At 64.1% G+C, this 14,727-nt stretch carries 18 protein-coding genes; 13 read left to right on the top strand and 5 right to left on the bottom strand.

The annotated features are described in order from the left end of the window. The first annotated feature begins 68 nt into the window (after positions 1 to 68). Both pcaD and C7G42_RS26635 read left to right on the top strand, forming a co-directional pair. Positions 69 to 851: a 3-oxoadipate enol-lactonase gene (pcaD, locus tag C7G42_RS26640; RefSeq protein WP_106951897.1), complete on the top strand. Its 783-nt coding sequence runs from the start codon at positions 69 to 71 to the stop codon at positions 849 to 851. 114 nt (positions 852 to 965) lie between these two features. Further along, positions 966 to 1,358, top strand: coding sequence for a carboxymuconolactone decarboxylase family protein (locus tag C7G42_RS26635; RefSeq protein ID WP_014494190.1), 393 nt, complete (start codon positions 966 to 968; stop codon positions 1,356 to 1,358). On the opposite strand, the gene C7G42_RS26630 is transcribed toward C7G42_RS26635, so the two are convergent. Beyond that, complete coding sequence (locus C7G42_RS26630; protein ID WP_106951896.1) at positions 1,320 to 1,856, bottom strand: hypothetical protein; 537 nt, start codon at positions 1,854 to 1,856, stop codon at positions 1,320 to 1,322. The two genes, C7G42_RS26635 and C7G42_RS26630, sit on opposite strands and share 39 nt — an antisense overlap. 230 nt (positions 1,857 to 2,086) lie before the next feature. Further along, positions 2,087 to 2,260, bottom strand: a complete 174-nt coding sequence (locus tag C7G42_RS35480; RefSeq protein ID WP_199581162.1) for a hypothetical protein — start codon at positions 2,258 to 2,260, stop codon at positions 2,087 to 2,089. Between the two features lie 276 nt (positions 2,261 to 2,536). Between C7G42_RS35480 and C7G42_RS26620 the strand changes: the two genes are divergently transcribed. The 5 genes from C7G42_RS26620 (at position 2,537) to C7G42_RS26600 (ending at position 7,637) form a co-directional block, all read left to right on the top strand. Further along, positions 2,537 to 3,454 (top strand): ABC transporter permease subunit, encoded by a 918-nt coding sequence (locus C7G42_RS26620; protein WP_015685118.1) that lies wholly within the window; start codon positions 2,537 to 2,539, stop codon positions 3,452 to 3,454. 53 nt (positions 3,455 to 3,507) lie between these two features. Continuing rightward, positions 3,508 to 4,785: a high-affinity branched-chain amino acid ABC transporter permease LivM gene (livM, locus tag C7G42_RS26615; protein ID WP_502694238.1), complete on the top strand. Its 1,278-nt coding sequence runs from the start codon at positions 3,508 to 3,510 to the stop codon at positions 4,783 to 4,785. Beyond that, on the top strand, positions 4,782 to 5,615 hold the full coding sequence (locus tag C7G42_RS26610) for an ABC transporter ATP-binding protein (protein WP_106951894.1): 834 nt from the start codon (positions 4,782 to 4,784) through the stop codon (positions 5,613 to 5,615). Before livM ends, C7G42_RS26610 begins: the two co-directional genes overlap by 4 nt. Next, positions 5,612 to 6,355, top strand: a complete 744-nt coding sequence (locus tag C7G42_RS26605) for an ABC transporter ATP-binding protein (RefSeq protein ID WP_106951893.1) — start codon at positions 5,612 to 5,614, stop codon at positions 6,353 to 6,355. The genes C7G42_RS26610 and C7G42_RS26605 overlap by 4 nt, the downstream gene beginning before the upstream one ends. Before the next feature lie 163 nt (positions 6,356 to 6,518). After that, positions 6,519 to 7,637 carry a branched-chain amino acid ABC transporter substrate-binding protein gene (locus tag C7G42_RS26600; RefSeq protein ID WP_106951892.1) on the top strand — a complete coding sequence of 373 codons (1,119 nt, stop codon included), beginning with the start codon at positions 6,519 to 6,521 and terminating at the stop codon, positions 7,635 to 7,637. A 78-nt stretch (positions 7,638 to 7,715) separates the two neighbouring features. Here C7G42_RS26600 and C7G42_RS26595 read toward each other — a convergent pair whose 3' ends face one another. After that, positions 7,716 to 8,102: a response regulator gene (locus tag C7G42_RS26595; RefSeq protein WP_106951891.1), complete on the bottom strand. Its 387-nt coding sequence runs from the start codon at positions 8,100 to 8,102 to the stop codon at positions 7,716 to 7,718. Positions 8,103 to 8,338: 236 nt separating this feature from the next. On the opposite strand from C7G42_RS26595, the gene C7G42_RS26590 reads away from it, so the two are divergent. From C7G42_RS26590 to C7G42_RS26580, 3 genes are read left to right on the top strand one after another with little or no spacing between them, the layout of a single operon-like run. After that, entirely contained in the window at positions 8,339 to 11,146 is a 2,808-nt protein-coding gene (locus tag C7G42_RS26590; RefSeq protein ID WP_106951890.1) for a PAS domain S-box protein, read from the top strand. Between the two features lie 58 nt (positions 11,147 to 11,204). Beyond that, positions 11,205 to 12,200, top strand: coding sequence for a P1 family peptidase (locus tag C7G42_RS26585; RefSeq protein ID WP_106951889.1), 996 nt, complete (start codon positions 11,205 to 11,207; stop codon positions 12,198 to 12,200). Positions 12,201 to 12,249: 49 nt separating this feature from the next. Continuing rightward, positions 12,250 to 12,462 (top strand): KTSC domain-containing protein, encoded by a 213-nt coding sequence (locus C7G42_RS26580; RefSeq protein WP_106951888.1) that lies wholly within the window; start codon positions 12,250 to 12,252, stop codon positions 12,460 to 12,462. 13 nt (positions 12,463 to 12,475) lie between these two features. Here C7G42_RS26580 and C7G42_RS26575 read toward each other — a convergent pair whose 3' ends face one another. Further along, positions 12,476 to 13,222, bottom strand: coding sequence for an EF-hand domain-containing protein (locus C7G42_RS26575; protein WP_245427983.1), 747 nt, complete (start codon positions 13,220 to 13,222; stop codon positions 12,476 to 12,478). On the opposite strand from C7G42_RS26575, the gene C7G42_RS35920 reads away from it, so the two are divergent. The 3 genes from C7G42_RS35920 (at position 13,110) to C7G42_RS35475 (ending at position 14,540) form a co-directional block, all read left to right on the top strand. Beyond that, a complete protein-coding gene (locus C7G42_RS35920; protein WP_245427989.1) occupies positions 13,110 to 13,361 on the top strand; it encodes a hypothetical protein in 252 nt (83 codons plus the stop codon). The genes C7G42_RS26575 and C7G42_RS35920 overlap by 113 nt on opposite strands. A 166-nt stretch (positions 13,362 to 13,527) precedes the next feature. Then, positions 13,528 to 14,229: a ribulose-phosphate 3-epimerase gene (gene rpe / locus C7G42_RS26570; RefSeq protein WP_106951886.1), complete on the top strand. Its 702-nt coding sequence runs from the start codon at positions 13,528 to 13,530 to the stop codon at positions 14,227 to 14,229. Positions 14,230 to 14,396: 167 nt separating this feature from the next. After that, positions 14,397 to 14,540, top strand: a complete 144-nt coding sequence (locus tag C7G42_RS35475) for a hypothetical protein (RefSeq protein ID WP_199581161.1) — start codon at positions 14,397 to 14,399, stop codon at positions 14,538 to 14,540. On the opposite strand, the gene C7G42_RS35090 is transcribed toward C7G42_RS35475, so the two are convergent. Continuing rightward, positions 14,522 to 14,698, bottom strand: a complete 177-nt coding sequence (locus tag C7G42_RS35090; protein ID WP_158537638.1) for a hypothetical protein — start codon at positions 14,696 to 14,698, stop codon at positions 14,522 to 14,524. The two genes, C7G42_RS35475 and C7G42_RS35090, sit on opposite strands and share 19 nt — an antisense overlap. Between the last annotated feature and the right edge of the window lie 29 nt (positions 14,699 to 14,727).

Here is a 14,727-nt window from a genome sequence, read left to right as displayed (position 1 = left end):
TCATCTTGGATAGATCCACTTTCTAGATGGATGCGCGGGTCAAGCCCGCGCATGACGAGGAGTAACCCATGCCCATGATCGATGCCGACGGATGCCTGCTCAACGTCTCCGTCGAGGGCCGCGACGGCGGGCCGACGCTGATGCTCTCCAATTCGCTCGGCTGCACGCTCCAGATGTGGGAGCCGCAGATGAAGGCGCTGACGCAGGTGTTCCGCGTCATCCGTTACGACCGCCGCGGCCACGGCAAATCGAACGTTCCGCCCGGTCCCTATACGATGGAGCGCTTCGGCCGCGACGTGCTCGCGATCCTCGACGACCTCAACATCGCAAAGGTGCATTGGTGCGGCCTGTCGATGGGCGGCATGGTCGGACAATGGCTGGGCGCAAACGCGCCGGAGCGCTTCGGCAAGCTCATCCTCGCCAATACCTCCTGTTACTATGCCGAACCGACCAAATGGCTCGAGCGCATCGACGCCGTTAAGAAGGGCGGCATCGCTGCGGTCGCCGATGCCGTGATCGCGGGATGGCTGACGCAGGATTTCCGTGACCGCGAGCCCGACATCACGGCGAGGATGAAATCGATGCTGCTCGCCTCCCCCGTCGAAGGCTATCTCGCCTGCTGCGAGGCGCTGTCAACGCTCGACCAGCGCGACTTGCTTCCCAAAATCAAGAGTCCGACGCTCGTGATCGCCGGCCGTCACGACATGGCGACGCCGATCTCGGCGGGCGAGTTAATCCGCTCGAAGATTCCGGGCGCCAGCATGACCATCATCGACGCGGCGCATATTTCCAACGTCGAGCAGCCGCACGCCTTCACGGATGCGGTGGTGGGCTTCCTGACGCAGCGCTAACCGCAGAACGCCGTCATTGCGAGCATAGCGAAGCAATCCAGGCATCCCTCCGCGGAGACATCCTGGATTGCTTCGTCGCTACGCTCCTCGCAATGACGGGCAGGAGAAACAGCAATGGACGACCAGAAGCGCCGCGATGCCGGCATGAACGTACGCAGAAAAGTGTTGGGCAACGCCTGGGTCGACAAGTCGATCGCGAACCGCAATGCCTTCAATACCGATTTCCAGGACATGATCACGCGCTATGCCTGGGGGGAAATCTGGACCCGGCCGCATTTCGACGAGCGCACGCGGCGGGTGCTGGTGATCGGCACCATGGTCGCGCTCGGACAATGGGACGAGTTTCGCCTGCACGTGCGTGCGGCGCTCGCAGAGGGGGGCTTCACCCCCGACGACATCAAGGAAATCCTGCTGCAGCAGGCGATCTATTGCGGGGTGCCGGCGGCGAACCACGCCGTCAAGGAAGCCTCAGCGATTGTGCAGGAGCTCGGCCTGCTCAAGTCCTAGCGACGCAGGGATCTCGGCAGGCGTCTCGGCGGTCTGCGGAGCCGCCTCGGGCCGCTCGATCAGGATCACGATGGCAGCACCAAGCAGCAGCAACAGTTCGGTGGCGTGCAGCCGCAGCGCAGCCATCTCGCCGACCTTCGAAGCCATCACCATGCTGGCAAACGAGATCAGGCTGCCGATCGCCAGTGCAATCCCAAGCGCCTCGTCGCTGCCGCCGGACTTGCGGATGCGGGGAATACAGAGCAGCACGAGGTAGATCGCAAAGAACGCCACGACGGTCAGCCGGCCGAGCGCAAGCAGCCAGGCGGCACGCACCGTCTCCATGCCCGCCATCTGAAGATGGTCGCTGAGATATAGTGCAACGGCCACGCTCGGCCGCTCATAGAGGCCGTGCACCGGCGCGATGATGATGTTGAAGGCGACAAGGGTCCAGGCCGGAATGAAATAGGCCGCCAGCAGCGCGCCGTTGACCGAGCCGATCCGCCAATTCCTGAACATGCCGCTTCCCGCTTCGTCAATCACGCGCCTTCGCTGGGAAGGCTTTGCCGGAGCTAACTCGCATCAGACTGTGGCGGCAATTTAAACCCTTTGTTTACCTTAACTGCCCTCGCAGGGGTCGTCGTTCCGGCGTCGGCTCTCCGAGCCGCCCCGGAACGACGACGTAGACGACCAAAAGAAAAAGGCCCCGCCTATCGGCGGGGCCTCGTGCTCCTGGGCTCCCAAACTCGCTATTTCTGACCCTGCTGGTGGCCCGGGCGATCGCCCTGGCGCATCGGATCGTTCTGCTGCTGCTGTCCGGGTTTCTGACCACCGCCCTGCTGCTGCCCGGGCTGTTGATCGGGGCGCTGCTGGACGGGATTTTGACTCTGCTGACCCCGGTTCTGGTTCTGCTGCTTCGTCATTCGGGGAACTCCCTTGTTGAACGTCAGAGAAGAGATAACCCCTGGCAGACGGTTTGGTGCCCATGAAACCGGGTTCCTCGCAGTTACGGAACCCCGCGCCAAATGACCTCTGTACAAGACCTTCTGCCGAACCGTGAGCTGTTGCAGCAGCCAGTTCCCTCCTGTTACAAATCCGGAAGAATGCGTAAGGGGCTGCCGGGGCCCAAGAAACCACACTCCAACCCACTCTCCTAAGAGCTCCCTTTTGAGCCCGCGTCAGGTTTGGTACGGCAGCCCATGGATTATTTCGCCCAACAGCTCATCAACGGTCTCGTCCTGGGCTCGATCTACGGCCTGATCGCGATCGGCTATACGATGGTCTACGGCATCGTCGGCATGATCAACTTCGCCCATGGCGACGTCTTCATGATCGGCGGTTTCATCGCACTGATCACCTTTCTGCTGCTGATCTCGACCGGCCTGACCGCGATCCCGGTGATCCTGCTGATCGTGCTGCTGGTCTCGATGGCGATCACCGCGCTCTATGGCTGGACCATCGAGCGCATCGCCTACCGGCCGCTTCGCCACTCCTTCCGCCTCGCCCCGATGCTGTCGGCGATCGGCATGTCCTTCGTGCTGACAAATTACTCGCAGGTGGCGCAGGGCGCGCGGGTCAAGCCGATCCCGCCCGTCATCACCGGCGGCTATACGTTGCACGAGAGCGCGGACGGCTTCGTGATCCAGCTCTCCAACATCCAGATCATCGTGGTCATCACCACCATCGTGCTGCTGGCGATCTTCACCTGGCTGGTATCGCGCACAAGGCTCGGCCGCGACATGCGCGCCTGCGAGCAGGACCAGACCATGGCGGCGCTGCTCGGCGTCGACGTCGACCGCACCATCTCGATGACCTTCGTGATCGGTGCGGCGCTCGCCGCAGTCGCGGGCCTGATGTACCTGCTCTATTACGGCCTCGTCGATTTCTTCATGGGCTTCGTCGCCGGCATCAAGGCGTTCACCGCTGCCGTGCTCGGCGGCATCGGCTCGCTGCCGGGCGCCATGCTCGGCGGCCTCGCGATCGGCCTGATCGAGACGTTCTGGTCGGCCTATTTCTCGGTCGAGTACAAGGACGTCGCCGCGTTCTCGATCCTGATCGTGGTGCTGATCTTCATGCCGACCGGCCTGCTCGGCCGTCCCGAAGTCGAAAAAGTCTGACGGTCGCACGCGTGAAAGCTCCCTCGACCCACCCGGCCAAACCTGCAACGAGCATCCCCGCTCTCCTGAAGACAGCCTTCGTCAACGCGCTGATCGCGCTGGTGCTGTTCTCGCTGATGATCGGCATCCGCACCGAGGCGGGCTCCTCCGGCCAGCTCACCTATTGGACCCGCTTCGGTGACCTCGCGTCCATCGTTGCCGCCGTGTTCGGCGGCTCGATCGTGATCGAGCTGCTCAGGCAATGGATCGGCCGGACCGGCGCCGAGAAGCTGGTGCCGCCGGCGGTGCAGAGCGGCATATCGTTCATCGGCCGCTACCTCGCGCCAGCGCTCCTGATCTTCACGTTGCTGGTGCCTGTCATCTTCTATAACCAGCGCTACATCCTCGACCTCGCGATCCTGGTGCTCACCTATGTCATGCTGGGGTGGGGATTGAACGTCGTGGTCGGCCTCGCCGGCCTGCTCGATCTCGGCTACGTCGCCTTCTATGCGGTCGGCGCCTATTCCTACGGACTGCTCGCCACCAATTTCGGCTGGTCGTTCTGGATCTGCCTGCCGCTCGCCGGCATCCTCGCCGCGTTCTGGGGCGTTCTGCTCGGCTTCCCCGTGCTGCGCCTGCGTGGCGACTACCTTGCCATCGTGACGCTCGCCTTCGGCGAGATCATCCGCCTCGTCATCATCAACTGGCAGGATCTCACCGGCGGGCCCAACGGCGTCTCCGGCATTCCCCGCCCCTCCTTCTTCGGCATCCCGCTCGACAACAGCGATGACGGACTCGCCGCCAGGCTCGGCATCGAATATTCGCCGACGCACCGCATCGTGTTCCTGTTCTATCTGATCCTGGCGCTGGCGCTGCTCACCAACTGGGCGACGATCCGACTGCGCCGCCTGCCGATCGGGCGAGCCTGGGAAGCCCTGCGCGAGGACGAGGTTGCCTGCCGCGCGCTCGGCATCAACACCACGACCACCAAGCTCACGGCGTTCGCGACCGGTGCGATGTTCGGCGGCTTTGCCGGCGCGTTCTTCGCCACGCGGCAGGGCTTCATCAGCCCGGAATCCTTCACTTTCCAGGAATCTGCGCTGGTGCTCGCCATCGTCGTCCTCGGCGGCATGGGCTCGCAGCTCGGCGTCGCGCTCTCCGCGCTCGCCATGATCGGCGGCTTCGAATTGTTCCGGAGCCTGGAGAACTATCGGATGCTGGTGTTCGGCATGGCCATGGTGCTGATCATGATTTGGCGGCCGCGCGGCCTGATCGGCCATCGCGCGCCCACCGTGTATCTGACCAAGGCGAAAGCGATCTCCTCCGACCTCGTCAAGGAAGGACACGGATGAGCGGCGACAAGATTCTCAACGTCGACCGGCTTGCCATGCGCTTCGGCGGCATCGTTGCCGTGCAGGACCTTTCGTTCGCCGCCGAGCGGAAGAAGATCACCGCGCTGATCGGACCGAACGGCGCCGGCAAGACCACCGTCTTCAACTGCATCACCGGATTCTACAAACCAAGCGGCGGCGCCATTCGCCTCACCCATGACGGCGGCAGGACGATCGCGCTGGAGCGGCTGAACGATTTCCGCATCGCCAAGCAGGCCAAGGTGGCCCGCACCTTCCAGAACATCCGGCTGTTTCCCGGCATGACCGCGCTGGAAAACCTGATGGTGGCGCAGCACAACGCCTTGATGCGCGCCTCCGGCTTCACCTTCCTCGGCCTGATCGGCGCCCCCGGCTATCGCGAGGCCGAAAAGCGCGCGATCGATCTCGCCACGGACTGGCTCAAGCGGGTCAATCTGCTCGACCGCGCCGACGATGCCGCCGGCAATTTCGCCTATGGCGACCAGCGCCGGCTCGAGATCGCGCGCGCAATGTGCACCGAGCCCGCGCTGCTGTGCCTGGACGAGCCTGCCGCCGGCCTCAATGCGCGCGAGAGCGCGGCCTTGAGCGAGCTCCTGCTCTCGATCCGCGATGAGCTCGGCACCTCGATCCTCCTGATCGAGCACGACATGTCGGTGGTGATGGAGATCTCCGACCACATCGTGGTGATGGACCATGGCGTCAAGATCGCCGAAGGCACGCCGCGCGAGGTCCGCGACGATCCCAAGGTGATCGCCGCCTATCTCGGCGCCGATGAGGAAGAGGCGGCAGCCGTGATGGAGGGCGGCTCATGACCGCGGCACCGTCCCCCCTGCTCGCGATCCGGGGCCTGCGCGCCGCCTACGGCAAGATCGAGGCGCTGAAGGGCGTCGACGTCGAGATCAACTCCGGCGAGATCGTGGCGCTGATCGGCGCCAACGGCGCCGGCAAGTCGACGTTGATGATGACGATCTTCGGCAAGCCGCGCGCCCGCGCAGGCCAGATCCTGTATGAAGGCCGCGACATCACTGACGTCCCCACCCACGAGATCGCGCATTTGCGCATCGCGCAATCGCCGGAGGGCCGCCGCGTCTTCCCGCGCATGAGCGTAGCGGAAAACCTCCAGATGGGGGCGGATGCCACCGAATGCACCGAGGCCGAACGCGAGGCGACGCTGCAACGCGTCTTTGCGCTGTTTCCGCGGCTGAAGGAACGTTACGCCCAGCGCGGCGGAACCCTGTCCGGCGGCGAGCAGCAGATGCTGGCGATCGGCCGCGCCTTGATGAGCCGTCCCCGCCTGCTCCTGCTCGACGAGCCCTCGCTTGGCCTGGCGCCGCTGATCGCGCGCCAGATCTTCGATGCGATCCGGACGCTGAACCGGCAGGACGGCCTGACCGTCCTGATCGTCGAGCAGAACGCCAACCACGCCCTCAAGCTCGCCCATCGCGGCTATGTCATGGTCAACGGCCTGATCACGCTGGCCGGTACCGGCGCCGAGTTGTTGCAGCGCCCCGAGATTCGCGCCGCCTACCTGGAAGGCGGCCGGCACGGCTGACCAGGTCGGCAAGCCCGACCTGCGTCCGGCCGAATGTGGCGAGATATCTCTCTCGATGCCCGTATTTTGCCGGTGACTTCTCGGTAAATTCATTCGAGAATGGCGCCGGTTTGGACCGGGCACGCCCGGCAACTTCCACAGGCGACCACCCGCGAGGTATCTCATGAAATCACTGAAGCTCATCGGTCTGGCATTCGGCGCATCGCTCGCGCTGTCGGGCGCGGCATTCGCGCAGGATGTCACAGTCGCAGTCGCAGGCCCGATGACCGGCGGCGAGTCCGCCTTCGGCCGCCAGATGAAGAACGGCGCCGAAATGGCCGTGGCCGATATCAACGCCGCCGGCGGCGTCAACGGCAAGAAGCTCGCGCTGTCGGTCGAGGACGATGCCTGCGACCCGAAGCAGGCGCGCTCGATCGCCGAAAAGATCGCCGGCGCGAAGATCCCGTTCGTGGCCGGGCACTATTGCTCGTCGTCGTCGATCCCGGCTTCGGAAGCCTATGCCGACGGCAACGTGCTGCAGATCACGCCGGCCTCGACCAACCCGCTGTTCACCGAGCGCAAGCTCTGGAACGTGGCGCGCGTCTGCGGCCGTGACGACCAGCAGGGCCTGATCGCGGCGCAGTACATCGCCAAGAACTTCAAGGGCAAGAACATCGCGATCCTCAACGACAAGACCACCTATGGCAAGGGTCTGGCGGATGAGACCAAGAAGGCGCTCAACAAGGCCGGCGTCACCGAGAAGATGTACGAGTCCTACAACAAGGGCGACAAGGACTTCAACGCGATCGTCTCGCGCCTGAAGCGCGACAACATCGACCTCGTCTATGTCGGCGGCTATCATCAGGAGAGTGGCCTGATCCTGCGCCAGATGCGCGACCAGGGTCTCAAGACGATCCTGATGGCCGGCGACGCGCTCGCCGACAAGGAGTACTCTTCCATCACCGGGCCGGCGGGCGAAGGCACGCTGTTCACCTTCGGCCCGGATCCGCGCAACAAGCCGACCGCCAAGAAGATCGTCGACGCCTTCAAGGCCAAGAACATCGATCCGGAAGGCTACACGCTCTACACCTACGCGGCGATGCAGGTGTGGTCGCAGGCGGCCAAGAAGGCCGGCACCACCGACGCCAAGAAGGTCATGGAAGCGATGAAGGCCGGCAAGTGGGACACCGTGATCGGCCCGATCGAGTACGACGCCAAGGGCGACATCAAGCAGCTCGACTACGTCGTCTACAAGTGGGACGCCAAGGGCGGCTACGCCGAGATCAAGGGCAACGGCACTTAAGCTCGCTTGGGGCCTCGAGCCCGCATACGATCACCACCGCGCCCCGGCTTGTCCGGGGCGTTTCTTTTCGCGGCGGGTTCAGACGGCTGCAGGCAGCTCGCCGCCGGCTGCAGCCTGGGCTCTCCGAAGCGCCTGCAGCAGATCGTTCGGCCGAAACGGTTTCTGCAGGCAGACCACGCTGGCGAGGTGGGGCGACTGCTCCATGAAATCCAGCGCCGTCATTCCGGACACCGCAATGACGGGAAGCCCCGGGGCGCGCTCGCGCAGGGTCGCGATGACGTCGACACCGCTGATGTCGCCAAGGAAGATATCGACAATCGCAGCGTCAAAGGAGCCTTCCGAGAAGGTTTTCAGCCCGGCCGCACCGCTGTCGGCCTCGGCAACCTCGTAGTGATTGACCCGAAGCACGATCGCAACCATCGCACGCACGTCCTTCTGGTCGTCGATGATGAGGATACGAGGCATGGGAATAACCCCTACGGGTTGATCAAATCGTGTGATTCAAACCTGGAACCCGCCGCGGCGGGAGAGCATTATGACACCGCCCAGTAAAGCGCATCTTACCCGATCCCCATTCCGCGTTCCCACCAAAATTAAGTAAGCTGTAACCTTCGGTTGAGTCGTCGCTGCAACAGTTCACGGCACGCGCCCAGACCGGGCTACCGTAGGGGTCAAGGACTGCCAAATCTGGGATTGCGGCGATGCTCAAGACTGGTTTGCATGAGATGAACGCGCCTGCGATCGACCGAAGCACGTTTCTTTCAACGCTTCCGGCCACATCGGCCGACCGGACCGCGGCATTATGGATCGTCGGCGTCTCCTCGATCCTGTTCGCACTGGCTGTTCCATTTGCAGGTACAAAATTACCACCTGTCCCTGCGTTCGTCGCGAGCTATCAAGCAGCCCTTGCCGTGAGCGACATCGTCACGGCCGTGCTGCTGCTGTCGCAGTTTGCGGTGTTGCGGACCCGCGCTCTGCTGTGGCTGTCGAGCGGCTACCTGTTCACCGCTGCGGCAGCGCTGATCCATGCCCTCACCTTTCCCGGCCTGTTCGCGCCGACCGGACTGTTTGGCGCCGGCGCCCAGACCACGGTCTGGCTCTACATGATTTGGCACGGCGCCTTCCCGCTGTTCGTGCTGGGTTATGCCTGGCTCAAGGAAGAAGATGGCGGCCCCAAGATCCGTGGCGCGACAAGAAACGCGATCTACGCCATCGTGTTCGGCGTCATCGTGACCATGGGCGCCTTCACCTGGATCGTCACTGCACAGCACGATCTGTTACCGGTGCTGCTTCGCGACGGCCGTTACACGACGACCATGATCGGGGTCGTGTCCTTTGTGTGGTCGCTGAGCTTCGCCGCGCTCATTTCGCTGTGGTTCCGTCGCCCGCATTCGGTGATCGACGTCTGGCTCATGGTCGTGATGTGTGCCTGGTTGTTCGACATCGCGCTGTCCGCAATCGTCAACGTCGCGCGGTTCGATCTCGGTTTCTACGCCGGCCGTCTCTATGGCCTCTGCGCGTCGAGCTTCGTGCTGGCGGTGCTGCTGATCGAGAACGTTCGCCTCCAGGCCCGGACTGTGGGTCTCGTCGGCAGGCTGCGCGAGCAATCGGCGTCGGATCGCGACTTCTACGGCAAACGCCTCGCCCTGTATGGCGCGGTCGTCGAATCCTCCAACGACGCCATCATCACCCAGTCGCTCAACGGCGTCATTACCGGCTGGAATCGCGCCGCCGAGCACCTGTTCGGCTATTCCGCCGCAGAGGCGGTCGGCAAGCCGATCGACATCATCGTGCCGGGGGACCGCAAGCCGGAAGTCAGGAGTATTCTCAATCGAATCAGCAGCAACGAGTCGATTGCCCAGCACGAGACGGTGCGTCTCAGGAAGGATGGTCGCGCGATCGACGTCGTCCTCAACGTCTCGCCACTTCGGGCGGAGAGCGGCGAGATCATTGGTGCCTCCAAGATCGCCCACGACATCACCGAGGAGAAGCAATCCAGGGAAAAGCTTCGCCGCGAGATCGAGGAGCGCCAGCGCATCTTCGAAACCTCGCAGGACCTGATCCTGGTCACCGACGGTTTCGGCAATTTCATCCAGGTCAGCCCGAGCGTGAAGGATATTCTCGGATACAGCCCGGAAGCGATGATCGGGCACAGCGCGACCGAGTTCATTCACCCCGACGACCTCGATAGAACCCGGGAGGAGATGCGCGCGGCGCGGCGCGGCGCGGTCAAGCGCAGCTTCGAGGCGCGCTACTATCACGACGACGGTCACGAGGTCGCGCTGAACTGGATGGGCACCTGGTCCGACCCGGTGAAACGTCACTTCTTCATCGGCCGGGATCTCACGGAGAAGCAGGCCGCCGAAGCCCAGTTCCGGCAGGTCCAGAAAATGGATTCCATCGGTCAGTTGACCGGGGGCGTCGCTCACGACTTCAACAACGTGCTGACCGTCATCACCGGCACGATCGGCATCTTGTCGGACGCGGTCGCCGATAGGCCCGAGCTGGCTGCGATCACCAAGCTGATCGACGACGCCGCCGAGCGCGGCGCACAGCTGACCAAACACCTGCTTGCCTTCGCCCGCAAGCAGCCGCTCCAGCCCCGCGAGATCGACGTCAATGCGCTGGCGCTCGAAGCCGCCAAGCTGTTGCACCCCACCCTTGGCGAGCAGATCACCATCATGCCGCAGCTCACCGAGGACGCCTGGCCGGCGCTGGTCGACCCCGGCCAGCTTTCGACAGCGATCCTCAATCTCGCGCTGAACGCGCGTGACGCCATGCCCGAGGGCGGCACCCTGGTGCTGGAGACCCGCAACGTCTTCCTCGACGACGGCTATGCCAGCATGAATGCCGACATGGTCGCCGGCAGTTACGTGATGATCGCGGTCAGCGACACCGGCTCCGGAATCCCGCCGGAGCTGATCGACCGGGTTTTCGACCCCTTCTTCACCACCAAGGAGGTCGGCAAGGGCACCGGACTCGGGCTCAGCATGGTGTTCGGCTTCGTCAAGCAGTCCGGCGGCCACATCAAGATCTACAGCGAGGAAGGCCACGGCACGAGCGTCAAGATCTACCTGCCGCGCTCGAGCGGCGTGCAGGAGACCGATATCGAGGCTCTGCAGAACGCGCCCATCACCGGGGGCGACGAGAAGATCCTCATCGTCGAGGATGATGCGCTGGTTCGGCAATATGTGGTGACCCAGGTCAAAAGCCTTGGCTATACCGCGCTCGAGGCTGCCAACGGCGCCGAGGCCCTGACCATCATCGACAGCGACAAGACCATCGACCTGCTGTTCACCGACATCATCATGCCGGGCAACATGAACGGTCGCCAGCTTGCCGACGAAGCCGCCCGCCGCCGCCCCGGCCTCAAGACGCTGTTCACCTCGGGCTACACCGAGAACGCCATCGTTCACCACGGCCGGCTCGATTCCGGCGTGCTGCTGCTGGCAAAGCCCTACCGCAAGTCCGAGCTTGCCAGGATGCTCAGGACCGCGCTCGCCTGTTGAGCCTGCGTCCTCCCTACGCTATCGCAGACCACGAACTGCACTCGACGATGAGGCCGCCTTGAAAAATCTGCTCACCGATATTGCCGGCGTCCGCGTCGGCCATGCCGAAGACGCGAAAGTGGCCTCCGGCACGACCGCGATCATCTTCGACCAGCCGGCAGTGGCGGCGATCGACGTCCGCGGCGGCGGACCCGGCACGCGCGAAGACGCACTGCTCGATCTAGCCAACACCGTCGAACGCGTCGACGCGATCGCACTGTCAGGCGGTTCCGCCTTCGGCCTCGATACCGGCGGCGGGGTGCAAGCCTGGCTCGCCGAGCAGGGCCGCGGCCACCGGGTTCGGGAAGCAGTGATCCCGATCGTGCCGGGCGCCATCCTGTTCGACCTGCTCAATGGCGGCGACAAGGCCTGGGGACGGTACTCGCCTTATCGCGACCTCGGCTACGCCGCGGCGGCTGCCGCCGGCACCGACTTCGCGATCGGCAGCGTCGGCGCCGGCCTCGGTGCCACCACCGCCACGTTCAAGGGCGGGCTCGGCTCGGCCTCGGCGGTGACGCCTGACGGCGTCAAGGTCGCCGCGATCGTCGCCGTCAACGCGGTGGGAAGCGTCACCGTCGGCAACGGACCCTGGTTCTGGACGGCGCCGTTCGAGGTGAACGGCGAGTTCGGCGGACGCGGCCTGCCGAACGAATTCACCGACGACATGCTCCGCATGCGCATCAAGGGCGGCCCTGCCGCGAACGCGCGCGAAAACACCACCATTGGCGCCGTCGTCACCGACGCGGTGCTGACCAAGCCCCAGGCCAAGCGGCTGGCGATGATCGCGCACACCGGATTTTCCCGCGCAATCTATCCGGTACATGCACCCCTCGATGGCGACGTACTGTTTGCCGCGGCCACCTGCGAGAAGCCGATCGAACCGCTGGTTGGCCTCACCGAACTCGGCATGGTCGCCGCCAACGTGGTCGCGCGGGCGATCGCAATCGGCGTGTACAACGCGACGGCGCTGCCCTTCCCCGGGGCGCTGCCAGCGTGGAAGGACAGGTTCGGCTAGAAACGAAAAGGCGGATACGGCGTTATCCCGGCGGTCAAGGTGTATTGCCATGCCGTCGTCCGTGATCCGCTTCTTTCGCTATGCGCCGGACACGCGTGAACTGAGGGTGACTTTTGTCAGCGGACGCCTCTATGTCTACGAGGATGTTCCGGCCGAGGTCGCGGCCGCGTTCCGGGAAGCGCGTTCAAAGGGAACGTTCTTCAACCGCGAAATCCGTGACCGGTATGTCTATCGTGACATCACTTGCGAGTATGCCGGCTGATCTCGGATGCCGCTCAAACGCTCATCGACATCGACGAACCGGCAGCCGCCGAAGCACCCTGCCCCTTGCCGCCTTGCTGCTGCATCAACTGCGCGAACAGATCGTAAGCCGAGTTGCGGGGGCTGGAGGCACCCGGCACCGTCGTCGACATCTTGAAGCCGTCGGCATAGGTGACGGTCGTCGTGGTCGAGCCGTCGGCAGCGGTCGTCGTGGTCGAGGTCGATCCGCCGCTGGGCTTCGACGAGGAATCCGATCCATCGCCCGCGCCACCGGCGCCTTGCGCGTGATGGTGCCCGTGGCCGCTCTGCAGCGCCTTCGACATCTCATCCAGGCTCACGCTGCCGTCCGCATTCGAATCCAGCTTTGAAAATACGTCGTCGGCCTTTGCGAGGTTGGTCCCGCCGGCGCCGAGCGCGACCTCGAACTCGGACTTGGTGATGCTGCCGTCGCCATCCGCATCGATTTGCGAGAACAGATCCTTGAGTGCTGCATCCCGGCTCTTCGACGCCGAGGGCGACGAACTCCACGAGGTCGAGCCCGCCGAACTGCTCGCGCCGTCGGTCGACTGACTCTGCGCGGCCAGCAGCGCGTTCATGGTCTCCGGCGCGATCTGTGGAGGACTGCCTGAGCCGGCCAATGAGGTCGTCATGCTGCCCGTGCTGCTGTCGATCGCGAACGGGTTGGTTGCGCCTTGCGAAGATCCGGTCTTCTGCGTTGAACCGGCCTTTTGCGTCGACGAAGACGACTTCGAGTTCGCCAGCGACTGGATCGCGTCGAGCGCGCTAGATACGGCACCAAGGGCGAACAACATTGCACAACTCCAACCGATGCGGCATGCCGCAGCCAATGTTCTGCAGGTCGTGGCAGCAAGCGGCGTGCCAGCGCAAAAAGTTCAATGAAATCCGCGCCTCGTGCGCATCGCCGAGCCTCGAAATATCGGCAATTCGTGCCGGTGGCGGCAGAAATTTCCGCCCACAGGAAGCACGCCTGTCCTGCATTGCCCGCCAAGAGGGCCCATGTTAGGCGAGGCTCAATCTCCTTTCGGCCGCCACGGGAAACCGCGTCATGACCCAAGCCTTCGCCCCCCGCCCCCTGGCAATTGCGCCCTCGATCCTGGCCTCGGACTTCTCCAGGCTCGGCGAGGAGGTGCGCAGCGTCGACGCCGCCGGCGCGGACTGGATCCATCTCGATGTGATGGACGGTCACTTCGTTCCCAACATTTCCTACGGCCCCGACGTCATCAAGGCGATGCGCCCGCACACGAAGAAGGTGTTCGACGCGCACCTGATGATCTCGCCCTGCGACCCCTATCTCGAGGCCTTTGCGAAAGCCGGTTGCGACCACATCACCGTGCATGCGGAGGCCGGTCCGCATCTGCACCGCTCGCTCCAGGCGATCCGCGCGCTCGGCAAGAAGGCCGGCGTCTCGCTCAATCCCGGCACGCCGATCGGCACGCTCGAATATGTCCTCGATCTCGTCGACCTCGTGCTGGTGATGTCGGTCAACCCCGGCTTCGGCGGCCAGGCCTTCATCCCTTCCGCGATCGGCAAGATCCGCGACATCCGCGCGATGACGGCGGGGCGCCCGATCGACATCGAGGTTGATGGCGGGGTCGGCCCTGACGTCGCAGGTGCGCTCGCGGCGGCGGGCGCCAACGCCTTCGTTGCCGGCACATCCGTATTCCGGGGCGGCACGCAGGATGCCTACAAGACTAACATCGCCGCGATCCGCAACGCGGCGCTGGGGGCGCGCGGCGAAGCGATCTGATCTGGATCGAGCGCGCACGCGAACGATCGGAATTTTTCCGCGGCTTTTGCGGGTGTTGCAACGCGCAATGCCTAAAATTTGCAACCTTGATCCGTACTCATCCGGACTTCACTGATTCGCGCAAATCACCGCTAGTGCTTCCTGCCTGCTTTTGACGGGAGGACATCATGACGACGACCCTGATTTGGACTGGCGTGGCATTGTGGCTCGGGTTCAACGCGGCAGTTGCAGTTCGCAGCCGCTATATCGCGCAGCCGGCGAAGGTCCCGGATTCGGCCCGCATCATTCACCTTCATCGTCGGCAGGGTTGAGCGTCATGCAAATCGCCCTCGTGAAGCGCCAGCCGAAGCGCAGATGCCGAATCCCGCGCCGCCCGCATCCGAGCCTCGATTTTTTCTTCGGCCGCTTCGAGCGCACCGATCACCAGCTCGACGACGATGCGGGGCTCGACACGACGGACCTCGATCATTGTTTTCCCTCGCAACGCCGACACTGAGA

The sequence above is a fragment of the Bradyrhizobium sp. MOS003 genome (assembly GCF_003020125.1).
GTDB lineage: Bacteria > Pseudomonadota > Alphaproteobacteria > Rhizobiales > Xanthobacteraceae > Bradyrhizobium.
The sequence above is the reverse complement of the archived record's forward strand: the minus strand, read 5'-3'. Positions and strand labels throughout refer to the sequence as shown.

What these genes read in the sequence shown, in the direction of transcription:
- pcaD (WP_106951897.1), top strand. Translation starts at nt 69, where the DNA reads ATGCCCATGATCGATGCCGACGGATGCCTGCTCAACGTCTCCGTCGAG.
- C7G42_RS26635 (WP_014494190.1), top strand. Translation starts at nt 966, where the DNA reads ATGGACGACCAGAAGCGCCGCGATGCCGGCATGAACGTACGCAGAAAA.
- C7G42_RS26630 (WP_106951896.1), bottom strand. Translation starts at nt 1,856, where the DNA reads ATGTTCAGGAATTGGCGGATCGGCTCGGTCAACGGCGCGCTGCTGGCG.
- C7G42_RS35480 (WP_199581162.1), bottom strand. Translation starts at nt 2,260, where the DNA reads ATGACGAAGCAGCAGAACCAGAACCGGGGTCAGCAGAGTCAAAATCCC.
- C7G42_RS26620 (WP_015685118.1), top strand. Translation starts at nt 2,537, where the DNA reads ATGGATTATTTCGCCCAACAGCTCATCAACGGTCTCGTCCTGGGCTCG.
- C7G42_RS26610 (WP_106951894.1), top strand. Translation starts at nt 4,782, where the DNA reads ATGAGCGGCGACAAGATTCTCAACGTCGACCGGCTTGCCATGCGCTTC.
- C7G42_RS26605 (WP_106951893.1), top strand. Translation starts at nt 5,612, where the DNA reads ATGACCGCGGCACCGTCCCCCCTGCTCGCGATCCGGGGCCTGCGCGCC.
- C7G42_RS26600 (WP_106951892.1), top strand. Translation starts at nt 6,519, where the DNA reads ATGAAATCACTGAAGCTCATCGGTCTGGCATTCGGCGCATCGCTCGCG.
- C7G42_RS26595 (WP_106951891.1), bottom strand. Translation starts at nt 8,102, where the DNA reads ATGCCTCGTATCCTCATCATCGACGACCAGAAGGACGTGCGTGCGATG.
- C7G42_RS26590 (WP_106951890.1), top strand. Translation starts at nt 8,339, where the DNA reads ATGCTCAAGACTGGTTTGCATGAGATGAACGCGCCTGCGATCGACCGA.
- C7G42_RS26580 (WP_106951888.1), top strand. Translation starts at nt 12,250, where the DNA reads ATGCCGTCGTCCGTGATCCGCTTCTTTCGCTATGCGCCGGACACGCGT.
- C7G42_RS35920 (WP_245427989.1), top strand. Translation starts at nt 13,110, where the DNA reads ATGCTGCCCGTGCTGCTGTCGATCGCGAACGGGTTGGTTGCGCCTTGC.
- rpe (WP_106951886.1), top strand. Translation starts at nt 13,528, where the DNA reads ATGACCCAAGCCTTCGCCCCCCGCCCCCTGGCAATTGCGCCCTCGATC.
- C7G42_RS35475 (WP_199581161.1), top strand. Translation starts at nt 14,397, where the DNA reads ATGACGACGACCCTGATTTGGACTGGCGTGGCATTGTGGCTCGGGTTC.
- C7G42_RS35090 (WP_158537638.1), bottom strand. Translation starts at nt 14,698, where the DNA reads ATGATCGAGGTCCGTCGTGTCGAGCCCCGCATCGTCGTCGAGCTGGTG.